This is a genomic window from Cyclobacterium sediminis (assembly GCF_054781075.1).
Genome location: NZ_BAAGVC010000017.1, coordinates 96,537 through 112,571, shown reverse-complemented (window position 1 = coordinate 112,571; position 16,035 = coordinate 96,537). Strand labels below are relative to the sequence as shown.

14 protein-coding genes and 1 tRNA gene are annotated in these 16,035 nt (G+C 38.2%); 9 read left to right on the top strand and 6 right to left on the bottom strand.

Going from position 1 to position 16,035, the window contains the following annotated elements; genetic code table 11:
- Positions 1 to 85: 85 nt before the first annotated feature.
- From ACYVHJ_RS15230 to ACYVHJ_RS15190, 9 genes are all read left to right on the top strand, one after another.
- Positions 86 to 1,609, top strand: coding sequence for a sulfatase-like hydrolase/transferase (locus tag ACYVHJ_RS15230; RefSeq protein ID WP_460516190.1), 1,524 nt, complete (start codon positions 86 to 88; stop codon positions 1,607 to 1,609).
- Positions 1,610 to 1,975: 366 nt separating this feature from the next.
- Entirely contained in the window at positions 1,976 to 3,319 is a 1,344-nt protein-coding gene (locus ACYVHJ_RS15225; RefSeq protein WP_460516187.1) for a DegT/DnrJ/EryC1/StrS family aminotransferase, read from the top strand.
- A 185-nt stretch (positions 3,320 to 3,504) separates the two neighbouring features.
- Positions 3,505 to 4,920 carry a TlpA family protein disulfide reductase gene (locus tag ACYVHJ_RS15220; RefSeq protein ID WP_460516184.1) on the top strand — a complete coding sequence of 472 codons (1,416 nt, stop codon included), beginning with the start codon at positions 3,505 to 3,507 and terminating at the stop codon, positions 4,918 to 4,920.
- Between the two features lie 228 nt (positions 4,921 to 5,148).
- The gene (locus ACYVHJ_RS15215; protein ID WP_460516181.1) at positions 5,149 to 6,315 is read left to right on the top strand and encodes a hypothetical protein; all 1,167 of its coding nucleotides are present in this window, start codon (positions 5,149 to 5,151) and stop codon (positions 6,313 to 6,315) included.
- A gap of 433 nt (positions 6,316 to 6,748) precedes the next feature.
- Positions 6,749 to 8,008 carry a putative DNA modification/repair radical SAM protein gene (locus tag ACYVHJ_RS15210; RefSeq protein ID WP_460516178.1) on the top strand — a complete coding sequence of 420 codons (1,260 nt, stop codon included), beginning with the start codon at positions 6,749 to 6,751 and terminating at the stop codon, positions 8,006 to 8,008.
- Positions 8,009 to 8,011: 3 nt separating this feature from the next.
- Positions 8,012 to 8,791, top strand: a complete 780-nt coding sequence (locus ACYVHJ_RS15205) for a TIGR03915 family putative DNA repair protein (protein ID WP_460516175.1) — start codon at positions 8,012 to 8,014, stop codon at positions 8,789 to 8,791.
- A 509-nt stretch (positions 8,792 to 9,300) separates the two neighbouring features.
- Positions 9,301 to 9,444: a hypothetical protein gene (locus tag ACYVHJ_RS15200; RefSeq protein ID WP_460516172.1), complete on the top strand. Its 144-nt coding sequence runs from the start codon at positions 9,301 to 9,303 to the stop codon at positions 9,442 to 9,444.
- Between the two features lie 55 nt (positions 9,445 to 9,499).
- Positions 9,500 to 9,769 (top strand): hypothetical protein, encoded by a 270-nt coding sequence (locus ACYVHJ_RS15195; protein ID WP_460516169.1) that lies wholly within the window; start codon positions 9,500 to 9,502, stop codon positions 9,767 to 9,769.
- Entirely contained in the window at positions 9,770 to 10,045 is a 276-nt protein-coding gene (locus tag ACYVHJ_RS15190) for a GLPGLI family protein (protein WP_460516326.1), read from the top strand. It abuts the gene before it with no gap.
- Between the two features lie 216 nt (positions 10,046 to 10,261).
- Here the strand turns inward: ACYVHJ_RS15190 and ACYVHJ_RS15185 are convergent, their stop codons facing one another.
- The 6 genes from ACYVHJ_RS15185 to mltG all read right to left on the bottom strand — a co-directional run bounded on the left by ACYVHJ_RS15185 (position 10,262) and on the right by mltG (position 15,943).
- Positions 10,262 to 10,684, bottom strand: a complete 423-nt coding sequence (locus ACYVHJ_RS15185) for an energy transducer TonB (RefSeq protein ID WP_460516166.1) — start codon at positions 10,682 to 10,684, stop codon at positions 10,262 to 10,264.
- 482 nt (positions 10,685 to 11,166) lie between these two features.
- The gene (locus ACYVHJ_RS15180) at positions 11,167 to 12,036 is read right to left on the bottom strand and encodes a hypothetical protein (protein ID WP_460516163.1); all 870 of its coding nucleotides are present in this window, start codon (positions 12,034 to 12,036) and stop codon (positions 11,167 to 11,169) included.
- A gap of 1,238 nt (positions 12,037 to 13,274) precedes the next feature.
- A tRNA-Ser gene (locus ACYVHJ_RS15175) sits at positions 13,275 to 13,359 on the bottom strand.
- A gap of 164 nt (positions 13,360 to 13,523) precedes the next feature.
- Entirely contained in the window at positions 13,524 to 14,480 is a 957-nt protein-coding gene (locus tag ACYVHJ_RS15170) for a YihY/virulence factor BrkB family protein (protein ID WP_460516161.1), read from the bottom strand.
- Positions 14,477 to 14,893, bottom strand: coding sequence for an acyl-CoA thioesterase (locus ACYVHJ_RS15165; RefSeq protein WP_460516158.1), 417 nt, complete (start codon positions 14,891 to 14,893; stop codon positions 14,477 to 14,479). Before ACYVHJ_RS15165 ends, ACYVHJ_RS15170 begins: the two co-directional genes overlap by 4 nt.
- The gene (gene mltG, locus ACYVHJ_RS15160) at positions 14,894 to 15,943 is read right to left on the bottom strand and encodes an endolytic transglycosylase MltG (protein ID WP_460516155.1); all 1,050 of its coding nucleotides are present in this window, start codon (positions 15,941 to 15,943) and stop codon (positions 14,894 to 14,896) included.
- Between the last annotated feature and the right edge of the window lie 92 nt (positions 15,944 to 16,035).

The following is a 16,035-nucleotide window of genomic DNA, read 5'->3' as shown; positions in this document are numbered from 1 at the left end:
GTTGATATTACGGAAATATTCACCGATAATTAATTGTTCTTACATTCTAATCCTAAAAAGGATAAATATAAACCCTATCAATAGCATGTTAATCCCAATAAAAACGCCCAAAAATCTATGCTGCTTACTATTCCTCTTATTTGGACTAACTCAAGCGGTGAATGCTCAAAATAATTGGGTCCAAAACAATAAAGTAACAAAGGGCGTGAATAGTGAGACAGGTCCAAATGTGGTCCTCATCCTTGCAGATGATATGGGCTATGCGGATCTTCAGGGATACGGTGGAGTTGCCAACACCCCAAACCTGGATGCTCTGGCATCTGAAGGGGTGAAATTCACCAATTGCTATGCCGGTGCTCCCAACTGTTCCCCTTCAAGGGTTGGACTTTTGACAGGTAGAATTCCGGCACGGGCGGGCATGTATAGCTACAGGCCTCCTGGGTCTGTAATGCACCTTCCGGACAATGAAATAACGATTGCCGAACTCCTTAAACCTGAGGGGTATCAGACCGCTCATTTTGGGAAATGGCACTTGAGTGTTCTTCCTCAAGATGAGGAACTCAATCAGCCACAACCGCACCAGCAGGGCTTTGATTATTCACTTGGTACGGAAAACAACGCCCAACCTTCCCATCTCAATCCTGTTAATTTTATTAGGAATGGAACCCCAATAGGAGAGCAGAAGGGGTATTCCTGTCAACTGGTAGCCGATGAGGTGGACCTTTGGTTTGAGCAAAATTATCAAAAAGAACAGCCTTTCTTCCTCTATGTGGCTTTCCATGAGCCTCATGCTAAGGTTGCTTCACCTGATAATTTAATCGCCAATTACCCAGAATATGACAAGAAAACCGCTGAATATTTCGCCAATATTGAAAACATGGATTTGGCCGCCGGTAGGATTTTGCAAGCCATAAAATCAAGAGGGTTGGATAATAATACAATGGTCTTCTTTGCATCGGATAACGGTCCATATCGGATAGGTTCTCAAGGCGAACTTCGCGGATTGAAAGGGGAGGTATATGATGGGGGCATCAAGGTTCCCGGGATTTTTTCCTATCCCGGAATTTTTCCCGGGAATAGGGAAATTGACACTCCCATATGGTTTCAGGACCTACTTCCAACCATAGGTGAATTGTGCGAAGTTGTCATTCCTGAGGACAGGAAATATGATGGGATAAATTTGCTGCCCTTATTGAAAGGTGGGACTATAAATCGAGAAAAGCCCATGCTCTGGTATTTTTATAGAAGTTCTCCGGAGCTTGCCATGCGGATGGGGGATTATATGTTAATGGGCAGGTCCAATGATAAAGTACCAAGAACCCATGGGGTATCGGATATAGACATGGCTTTTATAAAAGGGATTCAACCCGAGTTTTTTGAATTGTACAATGTAAGTAGTGATGCCGGCCAACAAATGGATTTGGCAGCTGCCGAACCCGAAAAACTTGAAGAAATGAAAAGTGCCATGTTTACCTTACTGGAGGAGGTAAAAGAAGAAGGCCCCAACTGGGAAGGCCTTCCAAAATACAATGAGCAAAAAGCCAACCACAATAAGCCCGGAGAATTTATTCGTAACCAAAAGCGATTTTTGCTGAAGGGGAATGAGTGAGCTTAATTTTTAGCATCCTTCCTATTTCCTTAGAAAAGAGAGAAATTTTTTAATAATAGGGTTAATTTCAATTGATGGGAAATGGCAGGGAAGGAGAATCTATTCTATATGGACTTGATTTTACGCCTTTTTTCACAATTATATCAGAACCATCTTACAATTTTGGTTGACAGAACCTTTTATTGTCAGATTGAATCTAATGCATAAGTTGCTTACTAATAGATGATTGCCAATCCTGTGTATTTATTATTTATATAACTTATATTAGGGTGATGTCTGCTACTTGCTTATTATTTCATTTTTTTGATGAATAAAAGCTAGCAGTACTATTAAAACAATAGATCCTATTTACCTAGAACAACAGCCATGAACAAGAAATTAGACCGAAGGGATTTTATAGGGAACCTCTCGATGGCTGGTGCTAGCCTGGCCATCGGAATGCCCCAACTAAGTTTTGGGACGACAATAAATGATAAGCCTGCTTTATTGGGAGGCCCAAAGGCCCATCCTACAAGTTTTCCAAGTTGGCCTATCGTAGAAAAGTCTGATGAAAATGCGCTTTTGGAAGCCTTGCAAAGTAAGAAATGGGGACGTCTTAATGGCCAAGCAGTTGCCAGCTTTGAAGAAGCTTATAAAAACCTAAGTGGAGCCAAGCATTGCTTAGCTGTATCAAGTGGCACCAGTGCATTGTACACTGCTATGGGAGCTTTAGACATAGGCCCCGGTGATGATGTTATCATTCCTGTTTATACCTTCGTCGCAACTTACAATGTGGTGGTGCTGAATTATGCATTACCTAGGTTTGTGGACACAGATATAGAAAGTTTTCAGATAGAGGCCAATCAAATAGAGCAAGCTATTTCTCCGCAAACAAAGGTCATCATGCCAGTTCACATTGGTGGCTCTCCGGCAGATTTGGATACAATTCTTGAATTGGGTAAAAAACACGATATACCGATTGTGGAGGACGCCTGTCAGGCCCCTATGGCTGAATGGCGAGGTGAAAAGGTTGGGACTTTGGGGTTAGCAGGAGCAATTAGTTTTCAGTCCAGTAAAAACCTTACTTCTGGTGAAGGAGGGGCTTTGTTGACCAATGACAAGGAGTTTGCTGAAAGCTGTTATGATTTTCACAATCAGGGCAGGTATACTTTCGATCCAAACGAACCTTATTCTCCAACTCGAGGAACGAACCTGCGAATGACCGAATTTCAAGGAGGGCTATTGCTTGCTCAGATGAAAAGGTTCCCACAACAGGTTAATCATCGTTGGGACAACGCTGCCTTTTTAACCAGTCTCCTAAAAGAAATCCCGGGAATTCGCCCTGCTAAACTTTATGAAGGCGTCACCAAAAGTGCTTATCACCTCTATATGTTTAGGTATGACAAAAGGGAATTTCAGGGGATGGACCGCAGTAAGTTTTTGGAGGCTTTAAGAGCAGAAGGTATTCCGTGCTCAGGAGGTTATGGCATGTTGAACAAGGAGAAATACGTGACAGATCTTGCAAAAAACAAACACTACTTAAAGATCTATGGAGAAAAAACCATGAAAGATTGGCTGGAACAAAACCATTGCCCACAGAATGATCAGCTTTGTAAAGAAGCGGTTTGGTTTTCTCAATCCATGTTGCTTGGCACCCGAAAAGATATGGAGCAGATTGCCCAAGCGATTCAAAAGATTATGAAGTATGCCGGGGATTTAAAGAAAGCCTAACCATTGCATTTTGTAACTTGTAAAGATTCTGTCGTAAGTCCTAACTACTTATAGGATAATGTATTTATATATGAATGTGTTATGATTTTTTAACTTTTAGTTTTTAAAAACCTTCTGTACTTTTAATTACTCACCTAGAAGATTGAACAACAACATACAATTCATGAACCCTCTAAACTTTGATTATGAGTAACCCGATCAATTTTCCCCTGATTTTAATGATAATATTGTATGGTTGTTCCCAAAAAGAAGCACATCAGGATCCAACCATTATTGTTTCCGGAAAAATCGTAAATCTGGAGTCAGAAGAGGTTACCCTTTTTCAGCATGCAGAAATCGCTAGTGTAAAAATAGACGATGAAGGTAATTTCAAACTGAAATTTGAAGGTGACGATGGGTCAAGATATAGTTTGTCATCAGGAGGAACTCAACTTGAACTTTATCTTAGTTCGGGGGATAGCATTTATCTCACTGCAGACGGCAAGGACATCTTAAGTACATTTGAGTTTCAAGGGGATCATGAAAAAGAAAGCAAGTATCTCGTCGAAAAAGCCCAAAATGATAAAGGCTTAAGTGACATTAAATTGTTGCAGAATTCAAAAGAGGAGTATTTTAAAATAAAGGATAGCCTTTTTACACTTTCCGAAGCAAATTTTAAGGCATTTAAAATGAAAGAGGATATTGATCCGGAATTCATTATCCGAGAAGAAGGATATTACTATTTTGAGCCCCTTTGGTATGATTTACAATACCCTACTTATTATTCGCTTTTGACTGGCACACCAAAAGATTCAGTAGATTTTCCTATAGATGAAGTAATGGCTAAAATAGCTTCCATTCCTTTAGATCAAAAACAGTTTCTTAAAGTGGGGAGCTATACCCTACTTATCGAAACTCGGATTTCTAATTTAACCATTGAAATTCTGAAAAGTGATAAGACTTTGACATCGGAAGATAAAGCCAGGACCCTTGCAATAGATTCATTATTGAAAGATAAAAGTGTCAATGACTATTTTGTTTATACATCGATAAAGTCAAATATGGAAAATAGAGGACCTGTCTATGTGAAAGAAGCTTATGAGATGTTTATGAAGAAAAACGAAACCCCTAGGTATGAGAAGAGCTTAAAAAAAATAATGAATAAATGGGAAAGGATTGGCACTGGGAAAGATGTTCCTGATTTCACCTTCACCGATAGGGAAGGGCATCAAGTGAAGTTGAGTGATTTGAAAGGGGGCCTTGTTTATATTGATATTTGGGCTACTTGGTGTGGGCCATGTATCGCCGAACACCCTTATTGGGACAAATTGAAGTTAGAATATGCAGATAAAAAGGTGGCTTTTTTGACGGTGTCGATTGATGAAAACAAGGAAGCTTGGGAAAAGATGGTAAATACCAAAAAGATGGAAGGTTATCAGTTATATGCCAAAAACGCCAGGAAATCTGATTTTTCCCAATATTTTATGGTCAATTCTATTCCAAGATTTATTCTTTTAGATGAAAATAGCAAAATAATTGATCCACATGCTGAAAGGCCTTCCGGAATGATTCGAGAATCACTAGATAAACACCTGACCAATATAGATAGTAAGTCCCTGTAATATTTTGATAGGGCTTCTTTGTACCTAAATTTACGCTGTCTAGCGTTCATTCCCTCAGGCTGTGAATCCTGTTGGGATTATTCGTTTTGTAACCGGGGAAAACCTAATTTATTTTTGCTACCATAGGAATAGAATTGGTCTTTCCTTTTATCATAATTAACCGGTTATTAGTAGATTTATGAAAACCGGATTGTGGTTGGTTTAGAAATTTGCATTGAAAAAGCCGTTATGAGTGAAAATAAGAACAGCAAAAACTCCAGAAGGCAGTTTTTTGCTACTGCTGCTAAAAGTAGTCTAGTAGCATGTACTTTTGGGCTTCCCCTAAAGGAAGGGATTTCCAACCATTTTCTCAAGGGTTCTTCCTTTGAGATCAAAGATCCGGAAAAAACCAGTTGGCTTACAATCAATGGAGAATTATATGGTGCCAAACCCAATGATTTAGGGCCAATTGGTGGAGGTGAAGGATATACAATGCCTATTCTAAAGGGTGATTTTGAAGCAACAAATTTGGACGAGTTATTGGATGCCCTTGCCCAGGCAAAGTCGGGACAAGTAGTCTATATTCCGGATGAAACTAAAATTGACCTAACTACCAGGGTGTATATTGATAAACTTATTTTAGAGATTCCGGCTGGCGTTACCTTGGCTGGAAACAGGGAGTATCAGGGTTCCAAAGGTGGGTTATTGCTAAGCAATACTTTGAATACAAGCGTAATGATTCGACCGATGGGGTCAAATGTTAGGTTTTCAGGCTTGCGAATTCAAGGGCCAAATCCCGACCGACATTTGGAACATCACAAACGTTCTTTTGGTCCGAATGGATTGGGGCGTGATTATTACTATAAATTTCCGGTGTCAAGAGGGATAGTGACGGAGTTTTCGGAGTTGCAGGTGGACAATTGCGAAATCTCAGCTTTTTCCGGTAGTGGCATTTATTTGAAGAAGGGTTCTGGCCATCATATTCACCATAACTTTATCCATAAGTGCCAGTACAATGGGCTTGGGTATGGGGTAAGCCATGGCGCAGCTTCTTTAATTACCCAGTACAATTTATTTAACGAAAACCGACATTCCATTGCGGGTACAGGGATTTCCGGATGTGGATATATAGCCAGACACAATATCGAAATGGGGATTTCATTGAGTCACTGCTTTGACATGCACGGTGGTAGGGACAGAAAAGACGGCTCGGACATAGCAGGAACTACAATAGAGATCTATAACAATACCTTTAATGCACCCCAAACACCCGTAGTGATTAGAGGTATTCCGGAAGATAAATGTGACATATTCCAGAACTGGTTTGCCCAACACAAAGAGATAAAGCAGGCCGTTAAAGGGCTTTCTGAAAAAACACGAGCCATAAATAATGTCTATGTGGCTACAGTGAAGTAAAAGGTGTTAAACCAAAGGGCCCGAAACCCTATCCAAGACATCTAGAAATATCCTTTCCCCAATTTTCTTTTTTCATTAGATGGTAATTAGATTTTTAATACCTATGGTTCCAAGTGGGGGGTAGTTTATTTGTCATATAATTGATTGAAATTTAGTGAATTGTTTAAGTATTGCTTTTAAAGCTAGTGCAACATTATTAGCCTACTTTCCGTTTTTAGAATGCTTTGGAATGAACAAAGTTTGATGCTTTTTGTTTAGAATTAAGCTTTGTTTATACAGGCTATTGGGCAATAGGATTGGAGATAAAGGGGCTTGACAATGATGAGTTACCTCGACGAGGATTTCTATTAGGTTGGAAGATTAAATTTGAAATTTATCCAAGAGAAAGCAGTCACGAGGTCTTAAGCCAAAGCATTTTTCATTAGGGTCAAATATGGGATTTACACGCACACAAGAAAAATTAAAAATACTTGCAGACGCTGCCAAATATGATGTGTCCTGTGCATCCAGTGGTAGCAAGCGGAGCAACGCCAATAAGGGCCTTGGTGATGCGACAGGGATGGGGATTTGTCATTCCTATACCGAGGATGGGCGTTGTGTTTCCTTGTTGAAGATTTTGCTAACCAATTATTGCATCTTCGATTGTGCCTATTGTGTGACAAGGAAAAGCAATGACATCAAGCGGGCGGCATTTCAGGTGCAGGAAGTGGTGGACCTGACGATTAACTTTTACCGGCGCAATTATATTGAAGGATTGTTTCTGAGTTCAGGGATTTTTAAAAGTGCAGATTATACCATGGAACGGCTGGTGGCTGTGGCCAAGAAATTGAGAACTGAAGAAAACTTTAATGGCTACATTCACCTTAAATCCATTCCCGGGGCTTCGGATGAATTGATGAAGGAGGCCGGACTTTATGCAGATAGGCTGAGTGTGAATATTGAGATTCCCACCAAAGAAGGGTTGAAACTATTGGCTCCGGAAAAAAATCGTGAAGATTTTATCAAGCCAATGATAAAAGTTAAAAATGAGATCATTCAATACAAATCTGAAAAGAAACTTATAAAAAGCACCCCTCTATTTGCTCCCGGAGGGCAAAGTACGCAAATGATCATAGGTGCTAGTGGAGAAAGCGATCAGCAAATCATGTGGACCTCCAATTATTTTTATAAAAAGTTTGATTTAAAACGGGTTTATTATTCCGGCTATATACCAATCAGCTATGACTCAAGGCTGCCACATATTGGTTCGGAAGTTCCTATGTTAAGAGAAAACAGGCTTTACCAGACTGATTGGTTGATGCGCTTCTATGGATTCGAAGTGCATGAGATATTGAATGATGGGTACCAAAACCTTGATTTGGAAGTGGATCCTAAATTGGGATGGGCGCTGAGGAATTTGGAATTCTTTCCAGTGGATGTGAATACTGCTGACCGGGAAATGTTGGCACGTATACCGGGAGTGGGGATGAAATCTGTGCATAAAATCATTCAGGCAAGACGCTTTAGAAGACTAAATTGGGAGCATTTGCAACGCATTGGTATAGCCATGAACAGAGCCAAATATTTTCTTGTTTGTGCCTCACAAGATTTTGAACGGCGTGATTTGACAGGTCCTCAACTTAGGTCACTTATTGTTCAAAACACTACAAGTAAATATCAAAAAACATTAAGTCCACAACTGAATTTGTTTTGATAAATGCATAATCTTCAAGATTCCATACTTGTTTACGATGGTAGCTTTGATGGTTTTTTGACCTGTGTATTTCAGGTTTATGATTTGAAAATAAAACAGGTTATTATTCAAAAAGAGAATGAAACCCAAGCCTCTTTATTTGGTGGGACGAATGTAGTTGTTACAGACTCGGTAAAAGCTGATCGGGTTTGGAAGGGGCTAGGAAAGAAAATGTCAAATTCGGGAAGGTTGCGTATTTATTATGGGTTTTTAAGTGAGAAAAAAGGAGTAGAGAATTTATTATTGCGCTTTATTCAATATGTTTTTGGAAGTAGCCTACCGGTTGATTCAGATTTTTCTAACCCTGATGTTTTGGGATTGAGTAAACTAGCCAAAAGCGTGGGTCGCGAAAAACACCGTATGGAGGCTTTTGTCAGGTTTCGCTTGACCAAAGATGGTTTATACTTTGCCACAATTGAACCTGACTTTGATGTACTCCCGCTTATTTCCAAACATTTCCAACGAAGGTATGCCGATCAAAAGTGGGTGATTTATGACCTCAAACGAAATTACGGGCTCTATTATGACTTGCACACGATGGAAATCATAAATTTGACATTGCCTGAAGGTTTTGAGCCTACACTAACTTCTGCAGATTATTTTGCGGTCGAAGAAATGGAATTTCAAACCTTATGGAAGGACTATTTTGATAGTACAAACATTCCTTCAAGAAAAAACCTTAAGCTCCATGTTCACCATGTGCCCAAGCGATATTGGAAGTATTTAAGTGAAAAGAAAATTTGAATGGACTTGGTCTGATAAAGTTGAAGCAGCTTAATTCAAATAACTTGATATAAATGAGCATGCAAATTGGACTTTTGCCTGTTAGTGAATAGTATGATTTAGCTTTTGCCCTTACATTTTATTTTTTTTCTGCACCATCAGATATCCTTGCTTTATCTACTGTGATATTTAGATTAACCTTTTTGGATTATTTGGAAAGTAAGGAGGTATCAGAAGAATTAACCCTGCGTATGTACTGGGATCTTTCCGGACCTGAGGATTTTCTTCAGTAAAATGATCAGGAAATAAATTTTGTGAACTGGGAAATGGCATTTTTTACTAGTTAAGCTTGTGGCTATAGTTAATATAGTAATCGCAATAGAATTAATTACTGTATTTTAATAAATACAAACCACCTAGCATATGAGTACAAAAGTTGATATCGTTAAATAGATAGGTTTCAATGTTGGTATAGTTTGCCAATCTATTCCAGATATTCTGATTCAGCCAATTCTTAAATCATTCAAACAATGAAGTTAAAATACCTAAAAATCCTTATCCTAGTATTGATTTCCACAGGACTCAAAGCCCAAAATATAGTGGAGGAGGTAGAATATCGATACCGAATATTCTATGATAAAATTTACTCCAGTATGCCACACATTACCGAGTAGGAAAAAGGATAGAATCCTGCTCTCTTGGAATAATCCTGAAGGCTACAGCACTCGGATGAAACTTCAGTTTTGGCAGGAAAAAAGTATCTATACTTTCGGCGAACCCTATGAAGTCCGAAGTTACTCTTGGCAAGTAAAAGACTATTTGATTCAAAACAATTTAGAAGACCAGACCTATCTGAAATACATGGACCAAATGGGCAAAACCTATATCGTTCGTGACAGCCTAAATACTCCAAAATGGAGGGTAATGAACGAAATACGGGATATTCTGGGTCATATGTGTATGAAAGCTGTAGCTGAAGACAGCCTCAAAGGCCAATAGATCACTGCTTGGTTTGCATCAGATATTCCTGTCCCGACGGGGCCTGAGGAGCAATTCGGACTTCCGGGTTTGATTTTGGCTTATGACATCAACGATGGTATGCTCATTGTGGAGGCAGAGAAAATCACTTTTGGAGAACCGGAAGAAATCATCACCTTGCCAAAGAGAATGAGAGGGAAAGAAGTATCAGGTACTGAATATCACGACATAGCCCGAAAGTTTATCCAAACTTCCATCGAAAGTAGGAGAGCCTGGATGTGGGAAATAAGATATTAAGAAAGCTGTAGCAAGATTAGCCTAAAATAGGCAATTGAACTACTATTACCTGCTGAAATCGCTTTAAAATCAGCCACTTTGTTGTTATTTTCAATTTCGCCTGAGCGGTGCTATGCTAAAATCTCGACTGACTGATTTTCTTGCGACTATAGCACACCCGCATTTTATTTGCACTAGCCTTGGCAGGCTTTATTAGACTTTTTTCTTATTTCAGACTCAATAATTAAAATTAAAAGTAAGTTTTACATCCACTTTTTTATCATCTATTTCACCAGATTTCCAATTTGGCATTCTCTTCAGAGCCTTAACAATAGATTTATTTAGCCTTTTATCTTTTCCTTTAACAACCTGAATATCTCTAATACAGCCATTTTTTTCAATAATAAAACTTACATATGACCTACTCTTTTCACTCCTATTTAAGTACCTAGAACTAATATTTTCCTGAACAAATGAGTAAACCGCAACATTTCCCCCTTTAAACTCAGGCATTTTATCGGCAGTTAAATAGTTGCCAATAGAATCAACTTCATGATTAATGCTGTTATACACTACAGAGTTGGAGTCAACTATTTGACCTGATAGCTCTCCGGCAATCATTATGTGAATTGATGTAAATATTAATATTTTAAGATTCATAATCTATCTTTAATAGGGTAAGATTGAGTTCGTTATTATTATTATTAAGAAGTCTATGGGTTGACCATTAAATAATTTAACATAAAATTGCAATAGTGGATTATCAAAGAATTAGGGAAAGTTAAATTTACTTTTACAAAAGGAATAGCAGTTCCAAATTTATGGAACTGCTATTAACTGATGAAACAACGTTTGTAATTGTAAAAGTAACCAATACAATTAAAATATTTAGGTTTTACTTCTACCAAGTAGCCATTTAAACCCATAATAGCTTAAATAGAACCATAATATTGCAGCACCTATTGAGGTGTAAAAACCGATTTCTAATGGGTTAAAAGATCCGAAAGAACCAAAGGCCATAAATAAAATAGCCATGCAAAAACTACCAATTATAAATCGTTTTTTTAATTTTTCTATTTTAAAGTTATTATCCATTTTGTTAGCTTAAATTTTATTTTAATAAAGTGCAAGCAATTCATTTTTTATAAACGAAAACAGGATAATAAAAGACCTGATACAATACTATATGAGGCACCGGAAATAAAACCTCCTGCTCCACCAACCATTCCAGCACTAGCACATCCAGTAACAGTTCCTAATAATGGGAAAGCAACAGTTCCGGCAGTGGCACCTGCGTAACACCCTGCAACCGCACCACCAGCAAAACCAACAACAGCATCAGCCCAAACATTTCTCATATTAATGGAACATCCATATACTTGATTTTCATCTCTTTCACCTCCATTAATTTTATCTCTAACTTTTCCGATCCCATCATTGATAATAAAGTCAGAAACCGCTCTAGTTCCAGTGGAAAGTGAAAGTAGAGAAATCTTTTCCTCATAATTAAGTGAAGATTCTAAAATCTCATTTTGAAAAGAATTGGCGATTTTTTTTGCAGAATAAGGATCGTCTGTCTGAAGCAATTGTTCAACAAACTTATTGGACATTGAAATTTGTCTTGTATTAAAAATGCTCGCATCATTTAACCTTGGCTGTTCTGTTCTGGCATCAGGTTTGTTTTTTGAAATCAATAAATTTTGCATTCTAATGGAATAATTGTTGATCTGGTCTTCACTAAAGTAAAAGATTTCTTCATTTAACCCGTTCAAGATATCCATAAACAATTTTTCCTCAAAATTTGAATTAACGAATTGTGAAGTTGGTAACTTCTTATCCAACCTCTCAACGACCAGATCTAACCCAGTAAGATAGAAATTTTCCAATTGTTGAATTTCATGAGCATAATCTTCATCAATAGAATACTCCATAGGTGGAATTGATTCAATTTCCTTGCAGGAAATAATGAATAACAAGAAGGTTAAGGGATAATAAATTGCTAAATTTTTCATTGTAAAAAGACATTAATTTAAACATTTAATCTATAAAAAACACAAATTTCCGACATAGTCGGAACCGAGACTAGAATGATGATTTAAATCTTTAAACGTACTTCTTATTGTTAACAATCTCATTGAAATTAAAATAATTACATTTAAAATGCAAATAAATTGATAGAAAATAATAAGGTGCTCATTCTAAATTCAAATTTTAACCTTATTTTAGTACCAGTCGAAGTACCTAAAATGGCTAATAGATAGAATGCAGCATTTAAAAGGCATTGCAAACGCCAATCTGAAGGGATTCTTATATTAATACCAGTCCATACTCACACCAAAGGTTCATATGGTTGTATGAATTAGTTTAATGGGATTTTTTAGGCAATACAGCTTTTCCTGAAGTCCCTCTACGAATTTTTAAATAAATTCCTTACCAAGCCTCATGGTCCTTTAGAACTGATTTTTCTACACTACCCAAAATGAAACTACTACAGATGAAAAGTTGTGTTTTAATGAAATGATTTAAATAAAGAATGAGGTTGCTTTCGAAAACTTTGTATTGAAATAGAAGTAAAGAGATACCAGGCCAAATGTGGTAACTGCATGTAAGAACCCGATCAGGAATGCCAAAACGATGTCCTGATGAAGGTAGAAAACGATTTGGAGGGGTAGGGCAAATGACAAAAGACCGATAATATATCCTCAAGTAAAGGATTTGGTCTTTTGTGGTACCATGGCTCTGCCATAAAACGGACATTCAATCACATTGTGCTTTTTTAATTTTAGGATCAACGCAAATGGCTAATTTGAAACTTATTGGCAAAAGACCTGCATTACCTGCATTAATAGAGTGAGCCTCGGTAGCTGAAAGAGTGACAAATAAGATTTTAGAATTTGTAGAAAACTTTATAAGTGGGGTGACGGGATAATTACATCCAATGTATTCCAAACAAGAGTTCACCAATTTATTCAGAAACTGAATCAAATAAATTCAAATCCTCGACAGAAAATACAAACCATTTATAGTATCTGTATTTTATTGTTCAAAAATCAACACCCCAATTTGCACCCCTACAAAAAGACCTAACTAATTATATTTCAAATGATTTTTTTTTAGTTCAGCAGAGGAGGAGAGGGTTGAGCGTAAAGAAACAGTCCGGTGGACTGTTTTAGCGACGGGCCTGGTTGCTGGGTGGCTCCCAACGACTCAAAAAAAAAACAGCCTAGCAAATTGCTAGGCTGTTTTGGTGCAGAGGAGGAGGGATTCGAACCCCCGGTACCTCGCGGTACAACGGTTTTCAAGACCGCCGCATTCGACCACTCTGCCACTCCTCTAGTTGGGTCTGATGCTTAATATTGACTCGATTAATCTTCCGATTTTACAAGCCTAACTTTTTATAATTGTCGATCACTTCTCTTTTGATGTGAATCGGAAGGCAAAGGTAGCCCTAATTCTAATTAATGCAAATGCTGAAGGGGTAAAATTTTTCTAAAAAATGCTAATTTTTTGACAATGAAGGACTTGTTTTTTTGGAGGGCTTGGTGTGTAATGCCTTTTGGAGGCTTACATTGATCTCATATCCGACCAATACCAAGATGGAGGTTATCCATAGCCAAAGCATTAGTGCCAGCATGGTACCTATGGACCCATACAATTTATTGTAGCTCGCAAAATTAGTCAGGTAATAGGAGAATAAGAAAAAGCCCAAAGTGATAAGCAAGCCTGATACTACGGCTCCTGTGGAGAAAAAATTCCACTTCTTACTTACAGCAGGAGCTACCCTGAAGATGTAAGCATTGGTGATAACGAAGAGTAGCAGCAATACAAAAAACCTGAAAAAGGCCAGGGAGTAATAATATATATTGTTGGAGATGAATTCGAATTCGGAGATTTTAAAGAGCAATTCACTTCCTAATATCATGATGATAACAGCCCCGCAAATGCTAAGCACCAATACCAATACGATGCTAACAGCTATCAGTCGGGTTTGAAAAAAGCCCCTGTATTCTTTTGTACGATAAACAGCGTTAAATGCATTCATCAGTGAAATTACCCCGTTTGTGGACAAGTAAAGAGCAAAGAAAAAGCCCAGCGATAGCATGCCCTGCCGTGGTTTGCTAACGATGTCCATAATGGTGGGCGCCGCCTCGTTATAAATGCTCTCCGGTAAAATATCACTCACAAATACCAGGATATTAGATGTCGTTACATCATGGAAAAAATACTGGATATAGGGGATAATGTTTAATAAAAACAACAGCATAGGAAAGAGGGCAACAGTAAAACTGAATGCCATGGCACTGGCCCGCTCAAATACATCATCTTTCTGCAAGTGATGCAAGAAAATTTTACCTACATCATATAAGTTTTGAGCAGGGTTGCCAAAATGGATAGGCTTAAGGAGCAATGCCTTATCACTTAATCGCGCTAATATGCCGTTGAGTTTTTCTTTCACTCCTTTGAATTGAAATAAGGTTTGAGAAGTTCTATAAACCTCGCAGGAGGCCTGCATGGTCTATGGGTATCTGTTTTCAAAAAGGTAAGCAATGTTTCCCCAACATGAATAAGTTCCTCTTTCTCATTGAATATTTCATAATGAAAGCGGATACGTACACCGGGCATTTCCTTGATGCTGGTTCTGATGGTCAGGTTTTCATCATACCTGCCGGGCAAAAAAAACTTGCTGTGATTTTCCAACACGGGCATCATCACACCACTTTCCTCCATTTCTCGGTAAGAATAACCAACACTGCGAAGTGCTTCAACCCTGCCTACTTCATAATAGGTCGCATAATTCCCGTAATATACGTAACCCATTTGGTCCGTTTCTGCATACCTTACTCTTAGCTTGTGTTCCTTTATAAACATCTACTTGAAAATTTTAGCTGCGTTTAATGCGTTTTGATAGCGTCGGGCATTAATCATATGATCCCTAAGATTGGTGGCAAATGAATGATAACCCGAAAAATCCTCTTTGGCACAGAAATACAGGTAGTTATGTGTTTGGTAATTCAGGACGGCATTCAAAGAGCTGATCTCAGGTAACACTATTGGTCCCGGAGGTAGCCCTGCATATTTGTAAGTATTGTATGGGCTTTCTACCTCCTTGTGTACATTGAGCACCCTTTTGATGGTAAAATCCTTTAAGGCAAACAATAAAGTGGGGTCTGCCTGTAATGGAATACCTCGCTCCAATCGATTGATATAAACTCCAGCCACTATGGGGCGTTCATCTGCTTTATTTGTTTCTGATTGAACGATGGAAGCCAAGGTGGCTACTTCCAGAGGAGTCATTTGTATGGCTTCTGCTTTGGCTTGTCGCTCTTCTGTCCAGTACCTCTCATATTCCTTATACATGCGCTCAAATAATTCCAAGGGGCTAATGGTCCAATAAACTTCATAGGTATTGGGGATAAACATGGCCATTATCGTCTGACTGTTGAAACCATATTTTTCTACCAGAGCCTCATCTTGAATAATGGATAAGAAATCTTCTTTTCCCATCTCCAGTGTGCTTGTGATTTTCTCTGCCAGCTCCTGCTTTAACCTGATATTATTGAAGGTAATATTCACAGGGGTCTGCCTTCCGGAACGCAGTATGGTGATCAATTCTTTGTTGGAAAGTTTAGGCTGAATAACATAATGTCCCGGTTTCACTCCTCCTTCAGAATAATTCATGACCTTGGCTACAAAGCTAAAAGTAACTACCTCGTTTACAATTTTTCTGTCGAGCAGTTCCTGCCTCACTTGGGAGAAAGTGCTGCCCTTAGGGATGTTTAGCACGGCAGGGTCTTCACTGTCTATCAGTACATTGGGTGAGAAGAAGGCTTGGTAAAAATAAAAACTTAAAGAAGTGAGTAGTACAGAGAATGCAACTAGTCCTACTAATAGGTATTTTCTTTTTTTGTCTGTAAGCATTGTATCTATTGACTTTCCGGCCAATTGAAGGCCATAAATTGACTCGGCTAATGGTTTAATTGAAGGTACAAATATACTATTTAATCAGCTAG